The organism is Haloferax sp. s1, assembly GCF_058382125.1.
The window spans coordinates 1-18,615 of record NZ_JBZRPK010000703.1; the positions used below are offsets into that span (position 1 = coordinate 1).

Below are 18,615 nucleotides of genomic sequence, written 5' to 3' on the forward strand. Positions count from 1 at the left end.
AAATGAGACGAGTCATCGCGCAGGGGACCTTCGATATTCTCCACCCCGGGCACGCCCATTACCGGTCGGCCGCGGCGGCGATGGGAGCCGAACTCCACGTTATCATCGCGCGCGGCGAGAACGTGACACACAAGCCGAAACCGATACTCGACGACCGCCAGCGGTGCGACATGGTCGCCGCACTCGACGTGGTCGACGAAGCACACCTCGGCCACCCCGACGACATCTTCGTCCCCATCGAACGGATTGCCCCCGACGTTATCGTCCTCGGATACGACCAGCACCACGACGAAGAGGGTATCAGGGCCGCTCTCGAAGCCCGCGAAATCGACTGCGAAGTCACCCGTGCGACGCCGCGGGAACCCGAGTACGACGATGAACTGCTCTCGTCGGGGCGTATCATCGACCGTATCGTCGAACGACGCTGCTGACGCTGCGGTCAACGAGTCGATTTTACTGGAGTGTCAAAACGCGACGGGCGTTGCCACTCCCGAAGATGAGGTCCGAAGAGAGGAACGAGTGTGTTACTGCGTGGAGTTGGTCGCGGTCGCGTTGGCCGCAGTAGCGTTACTCGTGGTTTCGTTGGTCGTCGTGGAGTTGTTCGAAGTCGACTCCGAAGAACCGCTGTTCGACGACTTCTGCTCTTGCAGCCACGTCTGGTAGTCACCCGGCGACTTCACTTCGACGGTGAAGTACATCTGGGAGTGTGCGACACCGCAGTACTCGGTACAGTAACCCTGGTAGGTCCCTTCCTCGTACGCGACGGTCTTGATGGTGTTCGTCGACGTGGGCATCGCGTCCTGCTTGAGGCCGAGTTCAGGGACGTGGAATCCATGTATCACGTCCGTTGAAGTCACCTTGAAGTAGACCGGTCTGTTGGCCGGAATGACAATTTTGTTACCCGTAGTGAAGTTGCCCTCTTCGGGGTAGTACATGTTCCAGCCCCACTGGAAGGCTTCTGCGTGGACGACGACCGGCTCCTCGTCCATGGCAATGTCGTTGCCCTGGTGGGTGATGTTCTCGTTAGCCAGCACGCCGTAGGAGGCGACGCCGACGAACAGGAGGATAATCGCGGTTGCGATGGTCCACGTAATTTCGAGTCGGCGGTTCTCCTTGGTCGGCAGTGCGCGCTCGCTCTTACGGAACTTGATGACCGTGTAGAGGAGGATGACCTCCACCAACACGGTAATCGGGATTGCAACGTACAGCAGCTTCCCGTTCAGCTGATTGATAAGCTCCGACGAGGCAGACGCCTGCGCAGCGGCGGGGGTGGCAACGAGTGCCATCACGACCGCCGAGAGCAGGGACGCGAGCGCGAAACGCGTCTTTCTCATGCTGAGCGAGAATTAGGAACAACCGCATAAATGCGTACCGACTCTTGGCCCGCCGTTTTTGTAGGCAACCCCTGCATACTATGGGTAGTCTCGCGGGTGTGGAGGGGCCAAAAGCGGGGCTCCTAAATACGGGACGACCGAATTCGGGCGTAGGTGAATTTCGTGGCCACGACGCGCGATTCGAACACATTTCATGGCCTGCTTGCCGCGACGGCGATGGGCGTTTATCTCCTGCTCATCGTCGGCGCGACGACGGCGCTTACTGACGCGACTGCCGCGTGTGCCGCGTGGCCCGCGTGCGGTGACGGGTTCTCACTCCCCACGACGATGGACGGGTGGGTCGCATTCGGCCACCGTACTGCGGCAGTGCTCGTCGGATTACTCACGCTCGCAACGCTCGTTTCCGCGTGGCGAAGCAATACGTCTAGGCGGGTCAGAGCAACGGTGACCGCATCGGCTGCACTCTATCCGGTACAAGCGGGAATGGGTGCGGTCGTCGCAACCACCAGCACCGGAGCGACACTCTCGACGGTCCACCTCCTCATTGGGATGGCAATCTTCGGTGGACTCGTCGTCGCTCTCGCGTGGACGCTCGAAGAAGTGACCGGCGACCCCGACGACGAGCCTGTCGGGGTCCCCGAGATGGACGAGCAACCGGCCGACGACGGTGAACGACCGCCGATTCCGACCGACCCCGTCGAACGAGCAAAAGCGACCGCAGGGGCGTACTTCCGGTTGATGAAACCCCGCCTGATGTGGCTCCTTTGTCTCGTCGCCTCGGCGGCGATGACGCTCGCGGGAACCGTCTCTCCGGGACTGACGCCACAGGTTATCGTGGCCACGCTCGGCGGCGGCGTTCTCTCTATCGGTGCCTCCGGCACGTTCAACCACGTCCTCGAACGCGACGTGGACCGCCGGATGCAACGCACCAGTGACCGACCGCTCGCGGTCGACCTCGTCCCCGTCCGCAACGCCATCGCGTTCGGGGTCGCCCTCGCCGCCACCTCGGTTGCGCTCTTCGCGTCCGTGAACTGGCTGGCAGCCGTTCTCGGTCTCGTCGCAATCGCGTTCTACAGCGTGGTCTACACGCTCATCCTGAAGCCGAACACGGTACAGAACACGGTTATCGGCGGCGCGGCAGGTGCGCTTCCGGCACTCATCGGCTGGGTTGCCGTCACCGGCGAAGTCGGGATGGGTGGAATCGTCCTCGCTGTCGTCATCTTCCTGTGGACGCCCGCGCACTTCTACAACCTCGCGCTGGCCTACAAGGACGACTACGCCCGCGGCGGCTTCCCGATGATGCCGGTCGTCCGCGGTGAAACTGAGACGCGAAAGCACATCCTCTGGTGGCTCGGCGCGACGCTCATCGCCGCCGCCGGACTCGCCGTGATGGACGCACTCGGCGTCGTCTATCTCGTGACGAGCATCGTCTTCGGCGGCGCGTTCCTCTACTTCGTCGTGCGCCTGCACTACGAACGAAACGACACGGCGGCGTTCCGAGCGTTCCACGCCTCCAACGCGTACCTCGGAATGTTACTCCTCGCCATCGTTGTCGACACTCTCGCGCTCTGAGACCACCGTCTACAAACAACAGTTCGAACACATCATGGCCACTGCATCCGCACTTCCGCGCCCGACGCGAGCGAGCCTGCTCAAAGCCGCGTTCGCCGTGAACACGACGCTGATTCTGACGTTCGTCTACCTGCTTGCCACCGAGGCGACCGTCGGCGCACCGCGATACGCACTGTACGGCGTCCTGTGGGTTGCCGTCGGTCTCTGGGTGCTGTTCGACATCGATGTCGCACCCGCATCGACAGCGACCAAGCGCAAGGCGGCCGCCATCGCCATCGGCTACTTCGTGCTCTTGGCCGTCGCCGGTGGTCTCGTCACCGGTCCGGTTCCCGGCGGCAGCAACGGCGTTCGCGTCTCGTTCCTCCCGCCGGGATGGGGACCGGCACTCATCTACGGCGGCGACCTGTTCAACCTCATCCTCATGCCGGCGCGCGTCGTCGGCTACGCTGCGCTCGCGTTCCTCGTCTACGACACGGTCGTCGAGGCAGCGGGTGCTGCCGTCTCGGGAATCGTCGGTCTGTTCTCGTGTGTCTCGTGTTCGTGGCCACTCCTCGCCTCACTCGTCACGAGCGTTTTCGGGAGCGGGACCGCCATCGCGGCGACCGTGACGACGCTCTCGTACGACCTCTCGACGCTCGTGTTCCTCGTGACCGTCGTCTTGCTCCGGTGGCGACCCGGATTCGGTCGGTAGTCGGCTTCGGGGACACCACCTTCCACCACCCACGGTCTGTATGTTCCGCCGTCTCGTTTTTCCCTGTCCACCGTGTAGAACGAGATATGACCGAGGTAGAAATCGAGTACTGTGTCCCGTGCGGACTTCTCGACCGCGCCGAAGAGATGCAACACAACCTACTGCAGCAGTTCGGCCAGCGACTGGACCGCGACGCACTCGTGACTGGAGAAAACGGTGTCCTCAGAGTTACCGTCGATGGCGAACGCGTCTGGGATAAGTCCGAAGACGAGTACGACCCGGACCTCGTGCTCCGGCGGGTCCGGTCGCACGTCTCTCCGTGAAGTCACCCAACTGTGGCCTCACGTGAACTGTGAAATCGCTCGAACACGCCGTCGTCGGTGGAGTCGTCGGTGCGGCCGCAGCGGTCGCCCTGCATCCACCGGGTAGCGTGGCGCTCCTTGTCGCCGTCGCGGTGCTGATAAGCGTCTTCATCGACCTCGACCACTTCGTTATCGCGCGCGTCGAACGCGGCGACTGGCACAATCTCAGACTCGCCGTGACGAACCCCCGAGTCGGTATCCTCGAACAGGAGAAGGTCTTCGACGACTTCGGCCCCGATTTTAACCGCAAGCGACTCCTGAGTCACCACCTCATCGGCGGCATCGCGGTCGGTGGACTCGCGCTTTCAGGAACGGGGTCGCTCGCCGCATTCGTCGCAGTCGTCCTCTACGCCCACGTCATCGGCGACTTCCTCAGAGACCTCGGTATCGCGTGAGGCGGGAAGTAAGGGGTTGTACGGCCGCTCAGTGCCCCCAGCGCTTGCCTTCCTCGTCGTAGCGGGCGTTCATAATTCGCTCCCACTGGTCGGATGTGAGGTCGACAGCCGCGGCACCGACGTTCTCGCGGAGTTGGTCGGGTGTCCGCGCGCCGACGATGGGGACGACGGTCGCATCCGGGTAGTCCATCAACCAGCGGAGCGCGACCTGTGCGGGACTGGCGTTGACCTCGTTGGAGACGGCGCGAATTTCGTCGAGGACGTGCCACCCGCGCTCGGAGACGTAGAACCGCTCGAATCGTTCGTCGAACGAGCCGCGAGCGCCGTCGGGCGCGACGTACTTTGAGGGGTCGTCCGGGTCGGCGCGCTCGTATTTCCCGGTGAGGAAGCCACCCGCAAGCGGCGAGTAGGGACAGACGGCCAAGTCTTGGTCGCCGCACACGTCGAGATAGTCTTTTACGTCCTCGTAGTAGCCCGCGTGGAACAGCGGTTGGGTCACGTCGAAGCGGGTGTAGTCTTCCACATCAGACTTCCAGAGCGCCTTCGTGAGTTGCCACGCCGCCATCGTCGACGCACCGAGGTAGTTCACCGTCCCCTCTTCGACGAGTGCGTTCAGCGTCTGCAGCGTCTCTTCGATTGGCGTTTCCTCGTCCCAGCGGTGGATGTAGTAGAGGTCGAGATAGTCCGTCCCGAGGCGGTCGAGTGTCCCTTCGATTTGGTTGCGGATGTGCGTCCGCGAAAGACCGCGGCCGTTCGGGTTGTCCTCGTCGAAGGGGAAGTACACCTTCGAGGCGATGACGTAGTTCTCGCGGTCGCGGTCGGCCAGCCAGTTGCCGATATACTTCTCGGAAGTGCCGTTCGGGTCGCCATAGACGTTGGCGGTGTCGATGAAGTTGCCGCCGAGTTCCTCGAACGTGTCGAGAAGTTCGTGGGCCTCCTCCTCGTCGGTTTCTAAGATGCCGCCTGTTCGCCGGCCGAATCGCCACGTGCCGAAACAGAGTTCGGAAACCCGGGTGCCGGTCGACCCGAGTCGTCGGTAATCGAGGCTCATACTTGATACGACGGTGGCTGCTGACTAAAGCGTCCGAGTTGCGGCGAGGTGTTCAGCTCTGGTCTTCGGTGTTGCGTCGTTCGGGGAGGTGTGGTTCGGAGTGGTCGCGAATTTCCTCAAAAACCGGGATTACTGCGAGCACGACCGCGAAAGCGACGAACAGAATTCCAATCACGGAGTCCGCAAAGAACAACACAGCACCGAACACGGCGAGCGTGATAGCAAACCGCTGGAGGATAGCGCCGTCCATAGTGGTCCCATACATGACCCAAATTTAACATTTGTGACTCGTCCGCACGCTTTTCCGGTTTCCCCACGACATATAACCCATGTTCAGAGTCGCAGGTATTGGACTCGGCACGCTCGGGACCATCGAATGCCGCCTCCTCGACGAGTTAGACGGTGTGAGCGTCGTTGCCGGTGTCGACCCGGACGACGACGCCCGCGAGCGCTTCGAAGACGGGTTCGACGCCACGACATACGAATCCGTCGAGGCGTTGCTCGACGGCGAGTTCCTCGACGCCGTGGCCATCGCGTCGCCGCACGCGGAGCATTTTAACCAAGCACTCGCGGCACTGGAAACGGGACTGCACGTTCACGTCGAAAAGCCGATGGTAACCGACCTCGGCGGCGCACGCGCACTCATCGACCGCGCCGAAGAGGAAGGTCTCATCCTCGCGGTCGGGTACCAACGACACTTAGACCCGCGATTCCACGAACTGCGTCGCATCATCGACTCCGGCCGCATCGGCGACCCGCACATGGTCGTCTGTCACCTCGAACAGGAGTGGATAGAGTGGACGAAAGACGAGTGGCGCGGCGACCCCGCGCGTTCGGGCGGCGGTCAACTGTACGATTCGGGGTCGCACCTTCTCGATGCGATGCTCTGGGTGACGCGTTCGAAACCCGTCACGGTCGCGGCCGCAGTCGACCACCGCGGCTACGACGTGGACGTGAACTCCGCGCTCGCGGTCGTCCTCGACAGAGACGGAGACCGACTCACGGCCAGTGTGGCTGTCTCGGGCGACGGGTCGAGCGTCCCGGACCCCGGAGAATGGTTCCGAGTTATCGGTACTGAAGGGATGGTCACGTTCGACGGCGAAACCATCGAAGTGGCGGAGGGCGATGTGACCTACCGCGCAAGCCCACCGGTTCCCGAGTTCGAGGCGTTGGCGCGGAAGAAACTCCGCAACTTCGTCGATGCTGCTCGCGACGAGGGCGACCTCCTCACCCCACCCGAGGATGCACTACAGGTCACGGCGCTGACCGAAGCGGCCTACGAATCAGCGACGACGGGTCGCCGAGTCAACGTCAACGGTGACGCCTGAATCTGCCGAGGGTGCTGGTGTCAAGCACTCGTCAGTCGGTTAAGCGTACCCGAAGCGCCGCTAACTCGCCTGTTGACGCTGGTACAGACGTAGAGTTCCCCCGCCGGGTCGCGGCCGAACGCGAGCACGTACTTGCCCCCGTCGTCGCGCTCTGCGATGGGGATTTCGGTGATATTCCACGGACGCGACTTCTGCGGGCGGGCGGCGAATAGACGCCCCTGTGCCTGCCAGTCGGCGAAGACGTACACGTCCGAGAGTGCCGGAATCTCGTCGCCGCGGTAGACGTAGCCGCCGATGACGGCGATGCCCGAGGGACCGTCCCCACCGTGTGGATATTCGAGAACGGGGTCGAAAAGCGGGTCCCCACCGGGCGTCTCTGTCGGACAATCGTCCGCCCGGAAGCAGTGTGCTCCCTCTCGGACGTTCCAACCGTAGTTCCCGCCCTTCTGGAGGAGGTTCACTTCCTCCCACGCGTTCTGTCCCACGTCGGCGACGTAGCAGTCCTCGCCGTCGAACGACAGTCGCCACGGGTTCCGAAGCCCCCACGCGTACTGTTCGTCCAGTCCGTCGCGCCCGACGAGCGGGTTGTCTTCGGGGATGCCGTATGGTCGGTCGTCGTTCCCTGAAACGCCGCCTTCGGAGTCCACGTCGATGCGGAGGATACTCCCGAGGAGATTCGTCGTCACGTCCTGTCCGTTTCCGCCGGTGACTGCTCCGTACCAGTCGTTCACGTGGCCGCGGCCCTCGTCGTTTGCGCCGCCGCCGTCGCCGACAGCGACGTAGAGGTAGCCGTCGGGACCGAACACGATAGCGCCGGCGTTGTGGTTCGACTGCGGTTCGGGAATTTCGAGCAGGGTTCGCTCGGAGTCGGCCGAGACGGTCGTCGCTTCGGGGTCGACCGTCAGTTCACTCAGGACGAAAGTGTGGCTGTAGTTCGAGGGCGTTCCGGACCGAGACGGTGCGCTGTATCGGAGATAGAGCCGCCCGTTGTCCCCGAATTCGGGATGAAACGCAAGCCCGAGAAGGCCGCGTTCGTCGTAGCCACCCACGTCGACGACGCGGTCCGTGATGTCGAGATAGGGGTTACTCCGGAGTCCGGATTCGTCGTGCAACCAGATACGGCCGGGTTGGTCGACGACGAACCGCTTCGTCCCGTCGAACGCCTCGGGAATGGCGACATCGACGGGCGAGGTGAAGCCACCGGCGAGCGTCTCGTAGCCGACTTCGAGACCCGACAGCGAATCCGAGTCGTCGGGTCGGTCCTGCGAGTCGGTTGTGGTTGTTCCGTCCGGCGGGACTGTTGTCGTCGTGTCGTTACCGCCGGAGCCACCGCCTCCGTCGCTGCCATCGATGGGTGCGCCAGCACACCCGGCGAGTCCACCAAGGAGCGTGACGCCGGTTGCGGCGAGGAAGTCGCGTCGGGACCCAAGCATGCAATTTGATACCACTGCTACAAGAGTAAGGTTTACTCCGAGTCCGGCGGCGAGCGGGGTCGTGGCAACGAGCCTTCACCGTATCTCTCGAATCGGGTGTCGATTCCGAATCCCTTACCACCCGACCGGTCCGTCGGATAGGACATGGACGAGGTACTCGTCGCCGACGACCTCAGGAAATCCTACGGCGACGTGGAGGCGCTTTCGGGCGTCTCCCTGTCAGTCGCCGAAGGGGAGGTTTTCGGCCTCATCGGTCCGAACGGCGCGGGGAAGACGACGCTGGTTCGCGCCCTCACGGGCACGACGACGGTCGATTCCGGGTCGGCTTCCATCCTCGGAGGCGACCCGACTGCCGTCGACCGCCAGCGTCTCGGGTTGCTCCCGCAGGACTTCACGCCCGCGGGGCGACTGACCGCCCGCGAACTCGTTGCCTACTACGCCGGTCTCTACGACGATGCACGAAATCCCGACGCAGTACTCGACGAAGTTGGTCTCGCCGACGCCGCCGATACGTGGTACGAAAACCTCTCGGGCGGCCAGCAGCGCCGGGCCTGTATCGCACTGACGCTCGTAAACGACCCCGACGTACTCTTTCTCGACGAACCCACGACGGGTATCGACCCCGCCGGTCGCCGGTCGCTCTGGGCGCTCGTCGAAGACCTCGCAAACAGCGGAACCACGGTGTTTCTCACGAGTCACTCGATGGAGGAAGTCGAGCAACTCGCCGACCGCGTGGGGCTACTCAACGAAGGAGAACTCGTCACGGTCGGTCGACCCGACCAACTCGTCTCCGAGTACGGCGGCGAAAGCCGACTCGTCGTGCGGACCGCGGGCGGCACGGACCTCGATTCCGTGACGCTCTCACCGGCACTCCGAACCGAGATGACCGAAGACGGCGTCACCGTCTACGGCGTCGGGCCGCGTGAAATCGGTGATGCGGTCGCCGCCTTCGACGATGCTGGCGTCGTCTACGAATCGCTCGTGTGGAAGCAACCGGGTCTCGAAGAAGTGTACCTCTCACTTACGGGCGAGCAGTTCGAGGCGGCACGTCCTGCGGCGGCCGCAGCCATCGGAGGTGAACAATGAGTTCGCTCGCGCGCGTCCGCTCGGAGTTCGTCGCCTCGTGGCACTCGTTCCTCCGTCGCCGGACGGCGGTCTTCTTCACGTTCTTCTTCCCCGCGATTATCGTCGTCATCTTCGGGGCACTCGTCCAGACGCAGCCGACGGGCGGCGGTCTCTTCGCCGAACCGAAGGAGTACTACATCGCCGGCTACCTCGCCGTCGTCGTGCTCTTCACCCCGCTCTCGCGGGTCGGTAGCACCATCGCTCGGCATCGCGAGGGCAACCGCTTCGAGAAGTTGGCGACGACGCCGCTTTCCCGGGCGGAATGGCTGTTGGCGCACTCGCTCGTGAACGTCGTCGTCATCGGTCTCGCGGCGCTGTTGCTCCTCGGGCTATCGGTGCTCGTGACCGGCGCGTCGATTCCGCTGTCGGCACCGACGCTGGCAGTCGTCCCCTTCGTCGCACTCGGGGTGACGCTGTTCTGCGGCCTCGGTGCCATCATCGGCAGCGTCGCCGACTCGCAAGACGGTGTCATCGCCGCGAGCAACGCCATCGCGCTCCCGCTTTTGTTCCTCTCGGAGACGTTCGTGACGCCCGACCTGCTGCCGGCGTGGTTCGTGCCGGCGCTGAACCTCTCGCCGCTGACGTTCTTCGCCCGCGGCGTCAGGGCGCTTACCTACACGGGTGGCGACTGGGCGATGAATCTCGCAATCCTCGCGGGGCTTTCGGTTGTGTTCTTCGTGGCGGGCACGCTGGCCATTCCGCAAACCGACTGACGGAGCGTCGGCGACCGTCTTCGAGTGGCCTCCGGCAGGGTACTGTCGACGCCCGCAAACTCAAGCCTTAACCCGCGCCGAACCCACGTGGGGGCATGGTCGAAACTGAGACATACACCATCGAAGGACCGAACGGTGACACAGAAGACGTTGCACTCCCCGCGGGTCTCGTCGATATCTTCTCGGAGCAGGGCGAGGAACCGACGGACGTCGTCGCCGACGTCGTCGTACAGGCGTTCGCACAGCAGGCCCACGTCGTCGCACATCACAGCGAAGGCGGCGCGCCCGCTGACATCGCCGAAATCAACGAGAAGATGGAAGAGCTGTTCGAAGAGCGCTTCGGCGTCCCACTCTCCGACGCGCTCGGCCACTCACACTAAGTCGCGTCACCGGTCGAACGATTCTTCGTATTTTTCTGTCGAAAGCGACGGCACCGTCTGCTCTTCTGGGTGCCGTACTTAGATGAACGCCAGCGGAATCATGATGACGAACCCGGCAGCGAGTCCACCGAGCAGTTCGACCTTCCCGCCGCGTGGGAGACGTTCGCCGAGTTCCAGCGCTTCGGGGATGAACTCCGTGAGGACGAGGAACACCATCGCCCCCGCCGCGAACCCGAAGCCAAACGGGAGGAACTCGCGGGCGATGCGCACGAAGTAGAACGCGATGACCGCGCCGAGGGGTTGCGGCAGGCTGGAGAAAATCGCCCACCACACGAGTTTCCAGTTGGGCACGTCCATCGTCCGAAGCGGGATGGAGATAGCAAGCCCCTCGGGGATGTTGTGAATCGAGATGGCGACGGTCATGAACACCGCCAGTAGCGGGACTGCAAAGCCCAGAAGTTGGAACCCACCTTCCAGACCGAGGTCGGCAAAGGAGACGCCGACGGCGACGCCCTCTGGGAAACTGTGGACGGTGAGGATGCCGAGAATCAACGCGAGTTTTCGGAAGTCCGCCTCTTCGTAGTTTTTCGGGTTGACCTCCGCACCCTCGATAATGTGGTGTGCGGCGAGAACGAGTACGACGCCCGCGAGAAGGCCGACACCGAGTTGCATCGGCGTCCCGTTGGCGAGACCCTCGAAGATGAGACCGAACAGCGATGCGGACACCATGATGCCCGAGGCGATACCCCAGAGCGCCACGTTCCAGCGGTCGCTCACGTCCGACACGAAGAAGAACGGAATCGCGCCGATACCGGTTGCGATGGCCGTGATAAGCCCCGCGACAAAAACGAACGCGAGGGCGGCGAATTGCTCCATATCGAATGTAGTGACTCGGTGCCGATAAGTATTATCATATTTTAGATAAATTTAGGCTGGCCGAAATCAGAGAACCGGCTCAAGAAGCCTCTCATAGTTTCGTCGCGCCAAAAAGTCTCCCGAGACATATTCCTTATTGAATCTGATATATGCCGGTATTTGATGGTGTTTCAGATACCTGCTCAGCGGTTGGCTGACGGAGTATCGCAGGGAGCGTGCGGGCGTTGGTTAGAAGCGCTGATTTCTGTACGATAGATTCTGTATCGTTGCCACACCTCGTTTCGGAGTCGAATATATGCCTGCTCGTAATGAAGGAAACAGTCAGTATCTGACGAGAATAATATGTGCCGTTATTTTCAGGGCGTTACTATATGTATTTGTCCTATCTACACTGGTATTTCGAAGCTATCTGCTTGAAATGTTCAATTCAGAATTGGGTGGATAAATCATGATTCATAGCAATTAATTGCGCGACTGTAGCATGCCACCAAAGGCCGTGAGACGGCCCACACCACCGAGTTTATCAGTCAATGCCCGGAATCAACTGGTAATGGGAGAGCTATCCGAATTGTTCGCGCCGAACCGAATTGCAGTAGTCGGTGCGACCGAGCGTGAAGGGGCTATTGGCCGGGCGATTATGGACAACCTCATCGAGGACTTCGACGGTGAGGTCGTCCCAGTCAACCCCAAGTACGACGAACTGTTCGGCCTGCAGTGTTACGGAGACATCGGCGAGACGAACGCTGACGTCGCAATCATCGTCGTCCCCCCGAAGGTCGTCCTCCCGGCGATGAAGTCCGCAGGCCAGGCAGGCATCAAGAACGTGGTCGTCATCACCGCTGGCTTCGGCGAGACGGGCAGCGAAGGTGCCGCCCGCGAGCAAGAACTCCGCGATATCGCCGAAGAGTACGACCTGAACGTCGTCGGCCCGAACAGTCTGGGCGTCATGAACACCGACGTGGGCATGAACGCGACGTTCGGCCCCGACATGGCCCTCGACGGCAACATGTCCTTCATGAGCCAGTCAGGAGCGTTCATCACGGCCGTCATCGACTGGGCCAACGACGAGGACATCGGCTTCAAGGACATCGTTTCGCTGGGCAACAAGGCCGTCCTCGACGAGGCCGACTTCATCGAGGCGTGGAACGACGACCCCGACACCGAGGTCATCATCGGCTACCTCGAAGGCATCAGCGCGGGCCGCGAGTTCATCGACTCCGCCCGCGACGTCACGAAGGACACGCCTATCGTGCTCGTGAAGTCCGGCAAGACCGACGCCGGTGCACAGGCTGCCTCCTCGCACACCGGCACTATCGCTGGCTCCGACGCGGCGTACCAGGCCGGTCTCGAACAAGCAGGTGTCATCCGTGCTGACTCCGTCCAGCACCTCTTCGACACCGCCCGCGTGCTCGGCGACCAGCCGCTTCCCGAGAACAAGGACGTAGCCGTCATCACGAACGCTGGCGGCCCCGGCGTCATGTCTACCGACGCCATCGGCGAGTCGGACCTCGAAATGGCTGACTTCACCGACGAGACGCTGGAGAAGTTCTCCGAAGCGCTTCCCGCAGAAGGGAACATCTACAACCCCGTCGACATCGTCGGCGACGCGGACAACGCACGCTTCAAGGAGGCTCTCGACGTGGCCCTCGCCGACGAGAACGTCGGGAGCGCCATCGTCCTCACAGCCCCGACAGCAGTTCTCGACTACAACCAACTCGCCGCGGACACCGTCGAACTCCAAGAGAAACACGACAAGCCAATCGCGGCCTGTTTCATGGGTGGCGAGCGTGTCGACGCCGCCTCCGACGTGATGAAAGACGCCGGAATCCCGAACTACTTCGACCCCTCGCGCGCTGTCGACGGTCTCGAAGCCCTCGCGCAGTACGCCGACATCCGTCAGCGCGAGTACGACGCGCCCACCGAGTTCGACGTGGACCGCGAGCGCGCCCGAGAGATTCTCGAAAGCGTCAAAGAGCGCGACGAGACGCGCCTCGGCGTCGAAGCGATGGAACTGCTCGATGCGTACGGCATCGAGACGCCGCAGGGAGCTATCATCGACGACCCAGCCGAAGCGCTGGAAGTCGCCGAAGACATCGACGGCGACGTCGTGATGAAAATCGTCAGTCCCGACATCCTCCACAAGTCCGACATCGGCGGCGTCAAAGTCGGCGTCGAAAACGAGGACGTCTACGACGCTTACGAGGACCTCATCACCCGAGCGAAGAACTACCAGCCTGACGCCAATATCCTCGGCGTGCAAGTCCAAGAGATGGTCGACCTCGACAACGGCGTCGAGACCATCGTCGGTATGAACCGCGACCCGCAGTTCGGTCCGCTCATGATGTTCGGTCTCGGCGGCATCTTCGTCGAGATTCTCGAAGACACGACGTTCCGCGTTGCACCCGTCTCCGAGTCGGAAGCCGCGGACATGACGAAGGAAATCGACGCCGCACCGATGCTCCGCGGCGCTCGTGGTAACGAGACGGTCGACATCGCCGGCATCACCGAAACCATTCAGCGACTCTCGCAACTCGTCACCGACTTCCCGGCCATCCTCGAACTCGACATCAACCCGCTCGTTGCACTCCCCGACGGCGTCAAGGCTGTCGACGTTCGACTCACCGTCGACCCGGACGAACTTTAAACACTTCAGACACCAACCACTCAATAATGAACACGGTACTCGTCACCTCGACCGGAGAAAGCACCGGGAAGACCGCAATCACGCTCGCACTCGGCCTCCTCGCCAAGGAACGCGGACTGGATGTCGGCTACATGAAGCCGAAGGGCACGCGCCTACAGTCCAGCACCGGAAAGACCCTCGACGAGGACCCGATGCTCGCACGCGAACTGCTCGACGTGGACGCGGAGATGCACCAGCTCGAACCCGTGGTCTACTCCCCGACGTTCATTCAGGGAGCCATCCGCGGCAAAGAGAACACGGACGAACTCTCCGAGGTCATCACTCACCACTTCGATGACATCTCGGCCGGAAAGGACCTGATGCTCGTCGAAGGCGGTGGGAACTACCGAACCGGCGGTATCGTCGACCTCACCGACGGCGACGTCGCAAACCTCCTCGACGCTGAGGTCGTCCTCGTCGCCGACTACCAGCATTCGAGCGACCTCGACGACGTGGTCGCGGCCGTCGAAGACATCGGCGCAGACCGCCTCGCGGGCGTCGTCTTCAACCGCGTGAGCGATGCCGCGTACGACGAACTCGAAACCGAAGTTGCGCCGTTCCTCGAAGCGCGCAACGTCCCAGTTCTCGGCGTCGTCCCGAACGAGAAGGACCTCGCGGGCGTCACCGTCGAAGAACTCGCGAACGAACTCGGCGCGGAACTCGCAACCGACGCCCCCACCGACGCCTTCGTCGAGCGATTCCTCGTGGGTGCGATGGGCGGCGACGCGGCACTCCGATACTTCCGCCGGACGAAGGACGCTGCGGTCATCACCGGCGGCGACCGCGCGAACATCCAGCGTGCCGCGCTCGAAGCGCCCGGCGTCAAGTGTATCATCCTCACCGGTGGCCACCGACCCGTCAGCGCCGTCATCGGCAAGGCCGAACAGAAGGGCGTCCCCGTCCTCCTCGTCAACGGTGACACGCTCTCCGTGACCGACCGCGCCGAAGATGTCGTCAGCACGGGCCGAACCCGCGACGAGCGCACCGTCCAGCGCATGCGCGACCTGCTCTACGAGCACGCCGACATCGACACCATCATCGGCAACATCGCGCCGTCCGACGACACGGAAGCGGACGAGTAACGTCGGAGTGTGACTAACCACAGGTCAGAAGACCTGTGGAACGCTTCTGTTTTCTTAGACCCGCCAGCCGCGGTCAGTGTCGTTCAACAACTCCGCACCGTCGTCGGTGACGACCACGAGGTCTTCGATTCTGACGCCGAACTCGTCGGGGAGGTAGATACCCGGTTCGATACTGAAGACGTTCCCCACTTCGAGTTCGCGGTCGCTTCCGGAGACGATGTACGGCTCTTCGTGGACATCGAGTCCGACGCCGTGGCCGGTTCGGTGGATGAATCGGTCGCCGTAACCGGCGTCCTCGATGACCTCGCGGGCCGCACGGTCGACATCGCCCGCGGTGACGCCGGGTTCGACGACATCGACGGCGGCGGTACGGGCTGCTTGGACGATTTCGTGGACTTCTTCGAATCCTTCCGGTGGTTCACCGTCGAAGACGACGGTTCGGGTCTGGTCGCTCGGGTAGTGGTCCACTCGCGTGCCGAAATCGAGGATGACGGGGTCACCAGACTCGATGACTCGGTCACCGTGGGCGTGATGTGGCATCGCGCCATTCGGGCCTGAGCCAACGAGTGGACCGAACGGAATTCCTTCGCCGCCTTCCTCGGCGAGGAGTTGCTCTATCTCGGAGGCGAGTTCCGTCTCCGTCATCCCGATTGCGTCTTCGCCCATGTCGCGGATGCGGTCGACCACGCAGTCGGCGACCGTGCCAGCACGGCGGAGCGCGTCCAGTTCCTCGTCGTCTTTCTGGACGCGAAGCGGCGCGATAACATCGCTCGCAAGGTCGAATTCGGCAGTCGGAAGGACCGCCCGGAGGTCCTGCGTGAACCGCGCCCACATCGTGTCGTCGACGAGGATACGTCCATCGTCGAGTTCGAGGTCGAAAACGATGGATTCGAGCGCGACGAGCGGGTCCTCGTCGTCGCTCCACGTCCGCACGTCGGCGACCCACGACTCGGCGCGGACCTGCGTCTCGTAGAGGTCGGGGACGAGAAACACCGGTTCACCGTCGCGGGGAACAAACAGGAGTAGGTGGCGCTCGGCGGGTTCTTCGTCGAATCCGGAGAGGTACAGCAGGTTCCGACTGGGAAACAGGACGACTGCGTCTGTGTCGTCGGCCGCTAGTCGCTCCTGACAGGCGCGGGTGCGTCGTTCGAAGGGCGTCATGCGGGTTGATACGCAGGGTGATAGAAAAGCGTGGGCGGTCCCAGATTAGAATCGACCTGCTCACCAAGGCCCGGTTTCTCTCAAGTGCTCAGGCACCGAGGTCGAGCGGGTCGTACAACTGGCCGGTGATTGCCTCGAAAGCGTCGGAGGCCGTCACGAGTCCGACCACCTCGTCCGTCTCGGGGTCGCGGACCATCGCCAGTTCTTGATTTTCCGCCTGGAACCGGTCGATGAGGTCGCTGACGGGGAGGTCTGCGGAAACCGAAAGCGGCGGCACAGCGACATCGTCGAGGCGCCGGTCGCCCGACTGGAGGCAATCTATCGTGGCAAGGACGGTCGGTGCGTAGACGACACCCTGAACATCGTCTAGCGAGTCGCCGATGAGGGGGAATCGTGAGTGCTGTGGGTTCGTCCGAATCCGTTCGAGGTTCTCCTCGGTCGTCGCATTGGCCGAGAGAGCGACCACCTCGTCGGCGGGAACCATCACGCCCCGAACCGGTAGCTCACCGATTCGAAGCGCGTTGAGGACCTCTTCGCGGCGGTCCTCAGGAAGCGACCCCTGTGCGAGAATTTCGCCCATCTGGCTGCGAATCTCACCGCGACTGAGTCGAGTCCCGTCGCCCGCTGACGCAGCGGCTTCGTCGCCAGCCTCGGCCTCCTGCCACGCACGAGTCATCTCGACGCCGCCGAGAAGTAACAACCGCTTTGCCAACCAGTCGGCGACGACGATGACTGGGTACATGAGCTTCGTCCACCCGTACAGGACGGGTGCCGTATACTTCGCGACCATTCGCGACCGCTCGACGCCGAGGTACGTGGGCACCTGCTCACCGAGCACGACGTGCGAGAGGTTGATAACCACGAGCGAGAGGATGACTGCAAGCGACGTGTGGGCCGCCCCGCTGCCGCCACCGAGAACCGCATCAAAGATAGCCGCGACAGCCGGTTCTGCCACGACACCGAGGCCGACGCTGGCAATAGTGATTCCAACCTGACATCCTGAGAGATACACCTCCAAACGCTCTGTCATCTTCCACGCGAGTTCGAGTCCACGAGAGCCCTCGAATTCCGACTCGTCGAACTGCGGGACGCGCGTCATCGCGAACTCGGAGACGACGAAGAACGAGTTCGCAAGCAACAGCACAAGACCGCCAGCGAGACGGACTCCTGTCTCGACACCTACCATATGAATCCGTAGTTCGAACCCAACACTCCTGAGCGTGTCGACTTCGTATGTCGTTGTATTCCGGCCGACAGTTATTTCAACACCAGATATGTTTCGCAACAACTATATAACAATAGTTCACCAGCGATGGTATGCGTCACCAAAGCAGACGTTCATTCCTGAAGATAAGTGGTTCACTCATCGGCGGTCTCGCGGTTGGCTCAACCGCCGTCGCGGCCACGCGAACGGACCGGTTCGTCGTCGACACCAAAGGAACGCGTGCGGCAGCATTCGAACGCGCCGGTTTGGACCTCGTTCACGACCTCTCGCCCGCTGGCGTCGCCGTCGTGGAAGGCGACGAATCAGACCTCTCGTCTGTCACTTCGGCGTATGCACCCGACCTCGAAGTCCATCTGGACACGCCGTCGGTGAACGATGCAGCCCCACAGGGTGCAGTAGACGAACCGAGTTACGGTGTTCAGTGGGACAAACACTGCCAGCGAATCCCGGACGTACACGACGTGACACGCGGCGACGGGACCCGTGTGGCCGTCATCGACAGCGGTGTCGCGGCTGACCATCCAGACCTCGAAGCCGTCGTCAACGAGGACCTCTCTCGGAACTTCACGGCCGACGACTTCGGTTCGGGTGTCCCCGCGGGCGGCGACCATGGAACGCACGTCGCGGGCATCATCGCCGGCAACGACGCGAATTCCGAGGGTATCGTCGGTTCCGCACCGGCAACGGAGATTGTCGACTGCCGCGTCTTCTCCACGACGGAGGGCGCGTCGTTCGCGGACATCCTCGCGGCAATCGTGTACAGCGCTGCAATCGGCTGTGACGCCGCGAATCTGAGTATCGGTGCCTACCCGATACCACGGCAGGAAGAAGGGAAGTTCTACGGCAAGATGCTGAACAAGACCCTGACGCACGCGAACAGTCAGGGAACTGTGCTCGTCATCTCCGCCGGTAACGACGCCGCAGACCTCCAGCACGACGGCGGCGTCATCAGCCTGCCGAACGAGGGAGCACAAGCACTCAGCATCAGCGCGACGGGGCCGAAAGGGACCGCTTTCGACGCTGGCGAGGCCGAGGAAGGACACGAAAGCCCGTCATTCTACACGAACTACGGAACTAACGCCGTCGACCTCGGCGCACCCGGTGGTGACGCGCTCTTGGAAGCACAAGAAACGCATCCCGACACGTGGTACTACGACCTCGTGTACAGCACCGTCTCGACGCCCTCGTATGACGACGACGGGAA

The 18,615-nt window shown here is 62.6% G+C and carries 19 protein-coding genes; 12 read left to right on the forward strand and 7 right to left on the reverse strand.

From position 1 onward, the window contains the following. The first annotated feature begins 2 nt into the window (after positions 1-2). On the forward strand, positions 3-431 hold the full coding sequence (locus QT222_RS19105; RefSeq protein ID WP_491478079.1) for an FAD synthase family protein: 429 nt from the start codon (positions 3-5) through the stop codon (positions 429-431). A 93-nt stretch (positions 432-524) separates the two neighbouring features. Here the strand turns inward: QT222_RS19105 and coxB are convergent, their stop codons facing one another. Continuing rightward, complete coding sequence (coxB, locus tag QT222_RS19110; RefSeq protein WP_491478080.1) at positions 525-1,334, reverse strand: cytochrome c oxidase subunit II; 810 nt, start codon at positions 1,332-1,334, stop codon at positions 525-527. A gap of 162 nt (positions 1,335-1,496) precedes the next feature. Here coxB and QT222_RS19115 point away from each other — a divergent pair, with 162 nt between their 5' ends. The 4 genes from QT222_RS19115 to QT222_RS19130 all read left to right on the forward strand — a co-directional run bounded on the left by QT222_RS19115 (position 1,497) and on the right by QT222_RS19130 (position 4,354). After that, positions 1,497-2,906 carry a heme o synthase gene (locus QT222_RS19115; RefSeq protein WP_014732222.1) on the forward strand — a complete coding sequence of 470 codons (1,410 nt, stop codon included), beginning with the start codon at positions 1,497-1,499 and terminating at the stop codon, positions 2,904-2,906. Positions 2,907-2,940: 34 nt separating this feature from the next. After that, positions 2,941-3,597, forward strand: a complete 657-nt coding sequence (locus QT222_RS19120; RefSeq protein WP_049917424.1) for a DUF7546 family protein — start codon at positions 2,941-2,943, stop codon at positions 3,595-3,597. 86 nt (positions 3,598-3,683) lie between these two features. Next, positions 3,684-3,920: an Rdx family protein gene (locus QT222_RS19125; RefSeq protein WP_491478081.1), complete on the forward strand. Its 237-nt coding sequence runs from the start codon at positions 3,684-3,686 to the stop codon at positions 3,918-3,920. Positions 3,921-3,949: 29 nt separating this feature from the next. Then, entirely contained in the window at positions 3,950-4,354 is a 405-nt protein-coding gene (locus QT222_RS19130; protein WP_491478082.1) for a hypothetical protein, read from the forward strand. Between the two features lie 28 nt (positions 4,355-4,382). Here QT222_RS19130 and QT222_RS19135 read toward each other — a convergent pair whose 3' ends face one another. Next, on the reverse strand, positions 4,383-5,405 hold the full coding sequence (locus tag QT222_RS19135) for an aldo/keto reductase (RefSeq protein WP_491478083.1): 1,023 nt from the start codon (positions 5,403-5,405) through the stop codon (positions 4,383-4,385). A gap of 52 nt (positions 5,406-5,457) precedes the next feature. Further along, the gene (locus QT222_RS19140) at positions 5,458-5,655 is read right to left on the reverse strand and encodes a hypothetical protein (RefSeq protein WP_491478084.1); all 198 of its coding nucleotides are present in this window, start codon (positions 5,653-5,655) and stop codon (positions 5,458-5,460) included. A gap of 79 nt (positions 5,656-5,734) precedes the next feature. On the opposite strand from QT222_RS19140, the gene QT222_RS19145 reads away from it, so the two are divergent. Further along, positions 5,735-6,733, forward strand: a complete 999-nt coding sequence (locus QT222_RS19145; RefSeq protein WP_491478085.1) for a Gfo/Idh/MocA family protein — start codon at positions 5,735-5,737, stop codon at positions 6,731-6,733. A 20-nt stretch (positions 6,734-6,753) separates the two neighbouring features. Here QT222_RS19145 and QT222_RS19150 read toward each other — a convergent pair whose 3' ends face one another. After that, positions 6,754-8,166 carry a PQQ-dependent sugar dehydrogenase gene (locus QT222_RS19150; RefSeq protein WP_491478086.1) on the reverse strand — a complete coding sequence of 471 codons (1,413 nt, stop codon included), beginning with the start codon at positions 8,164-8,166 and terminating at the stop codon, positions 6,754-6,756. A 144-nt stretch (positions 8,167-8,310) separates the two neighbouring features. Here QT222_RS19150 and QT222_RS19155 point away from each other — a divergent pair, with 144 nt between their 5' ends. The 3 genes from QT222_RS19155 (at position 8,311) to QT222_RS19165 (ending at position 10,384) form a co-directional block, all read left to right on the forward strand. Next, positions 8,311-9,252 (forward strand): ABC transporter ATP-binding protein, encoded by a 942-nt coding sequence (locus QT222_RS19155; protein ID WP_004572669.1) that lies wholly within the window; start codon positions 8,311-8,313, stop codon positions 9,250-9,252. Then, positions 9,249-10,004 carry an ABC transporter permease gene (locus QT222_RS19160; protein WP_491478087.1) on the forward strand — a complete coding sequence of 252 codons (756 nt, stop codon included), beginning with the start codon at positions 9,249-9,251 and terminating at the stop codon, positions 10,002-10,004. Before QT222_RS19155 ends, QT222_RS19160 begins: the two co-directional genes overlap by 4 nt. 95 nt (positions 10,005-10,099) lie before the next feature. Next, entirely contained in the window at positions 10,100-10,384 is a 285-nt protein-coding gene (locus tag QT222_RS19165; RefSeq protein WP_004572671.1) for a DUF7545 family protein, read from the forward strand. 78 nt (positions 10,385-10,462) lie between these two features. On the opposite strand, the gene QT222_RS19170 is transcribed toward QT222_RS19165, so the two are convergent. Next, positions 10,463-11,260 carry a ZIP family metal transporter gene (locus QT222_RS19170; protein WP_491478088.1) on the reverse strand — a complete coding sequence of 266 codons (798 nt, stop codon included), beginning with the start codon at positions 11,258-11,260 and terminating at the stop codon, positions 10,463-10,465. Between the two features lie 550 nt (positions 11,261-11,810). Here QT222_RS19170 and QT222_RS19175 point away from each other — a divergent pair. Beyond that, the gene (locus QT222_RS19175) at positions 11,811-13,904 is read left to right on the forward strand and encodes an acetate--CoA ligase family protein (RefSeq protein WP_491478089.1); all 2,094 of its coding nucleotides are present in this window, start codon (positions 11,811-11,813) and stop codon (positions 13,902-13,904) included. A 26-nt stretch (positions 13,905-13,930) separates the two neighbouring features. Continuing rightward, positions 13,931-15,025 (forward strand): phosphotransacetylase family protein, encoded by a 1,095-nt coding sequence (locus QT222_RS19180; protein WP_004572674.1) that lies wholly within the window; start codon positions 13,931-13,933, stop codon positions 15,023-15,025. Between the two features lie 54 nt (positions 15,026-15,079). Here QT222_RS19180 and QT222_RS19185 read toward each other — a convergent pair whose 3' ends face one another. Both QT222_RS19185 and QT222_RS19190 read right to left on the reverse strand, forming a co-directional pair. Continuing rightward, on the reverse strand, positions 15,080-16,186 hold the full coding sequence (locus QT222_RS19185) for a M24 family metallopeptidase (RefSeq protein ID WP_491478090.1): 1,107 nt from the start codon (positions 16,184-16,186) through the stop codon (positions 15,080-15,082). 88 nt (positions 16,187-16,274) lie between these two features. After that, positions 16,275-17,372 carry a CNNM domain-containing protein gene (locus QT222_RS19190; protein WP_491478091.1) on the reverse strand — a complete coding sequence of 366 codons (1,098 nt, stop codon included), beginning with the start codon at positions 17,370-17,372 and terminating at the stop codon, positions 16,275-16,277. A gap of 131 nt (positions 17,373-17,503) precedes the next feature. On the opposite strand from QT222_RS19190, the gene QT222_RS19195 reads away from it, so the two are divergent. Beyond that, the coding region (locus tag QT222_RS19195; RefSeq protein WP_491478092.1) for a S8 family peptidase at positions 17,504-18,615 on the forward strand (1,112 nt) is incomplete at its 3' end.

Bases quoted from the DNA above. Each gene is read 5' to 3' on its own strand.
- QT222_RS19105 (WP_491478079.1), top strand. From the start codon at position 3: ATGAGACGAGTCATCGCGCAGGGGACCTTCGATATTCTCCACCCCGGG.
- QT222_RS19165 (WP_004572671.1), top strand. From the start codon at position 10,100: ATGGTCGAAACTGAGACATACACCATCGAAGGACCGAACGGTGACACA.
- QT222_RS19185 (WP_491478090.1), bottom strand. From the start codon at position 16,186: ATGACGCCCTTCGAACGACGCACCCGCGCCTGTCAGGAGCGACTAGCG.
- coxB (WP_491478080.1), bottom strand. From the start codon at position 1,334: ATGAGAAAGACGCGTTTCGCGCTCGCGTCCCTGCTCTCGGCGGTCGTG.
- QT222_RS19175 (WP_491478089.1), top strand. From the start codon at position 11,811: ATGGGAGAGCTATCCGAATTGTTCGCGCCGAACCGAATTGCAGTAGTC.
- QT222_RS19190 (WP_491478091.1), bottom strand. From the start codon at position 17,372: ATGGTAGGTGTCGAGACAGGAGTCCGTCTCGCTGGCGGTCTTGTGCTG.
- QT222_RS19160 (WP_491478087.1), top strand. From the start codon at position 9,249: ATGAGTTCGCTCGCGCGCGTCCGCTCGGAGTTCGTCGCCTCGTGGCAC.
- QT222_RS19150 (WP_491478086.1), bottom strand. From the start codon at position 8,166: ATGCTTGGGTCCCGACGCGACTTCCTCGCCGCAACCGGCGTCACGCTC.
- QT222_RS19140 (WP_491478084.1), bottom strand. From the start codon at position 5,655: ATGGACGGCGCTATCCTCCAGCGGTTTGCTATCACGCTCGCCGTGTTC.
- QT222_RS19120 (WP_049917424.1), top strand. From the start codon at position 2,941: ATGGCCACTGCATCCGCACTTCCGCGCCCGACGCGAGCGAGCCTGCTC.
- QT222_RS19145 (WP_491478085.1), top strand. From the start codon at position 5,735: ATGTTCAGAGTCGCAGGTATTGGACTCGGCACGCTCGGGACCATCGAA.
- QT222_RS19180 (WP_004572674.1), top strand. From the start codon at position 13,931: ATGAACACGGTACTCGTCACCTCGACCGGAGAAAGCACCGGGAAGACC.
- QT222_RS19170 (WP_491478088.1), bottom strand. From the start codon at position 11,260: ATGGAGCAATTCGCCGCCCTCGCGTTCGTTTTTGTCGCGGGGCTTATC.
- QT222_RS19135 (WP_491478083.1), bottom strand. From the start codon at position 5,405: ATGAGCCTCGATTACCGACGACTCGGGTCGACCGGCACCCGGGTTTCC.
- QT222_RS19125 (WP_491478081.1), top strand. From the start codon at position 3,684: ATGACCGAGGTAGAAATCGAGTACTGTGTCCCGTGCGGACTTCTCGAC.
- QT222_RS19155 (WP_004572669.1), top strand. From the start codon at position 8,311: ATGGACGAGGTACTCGTCGCCGACGACCTCAGGAAATCCTACGGCGAC.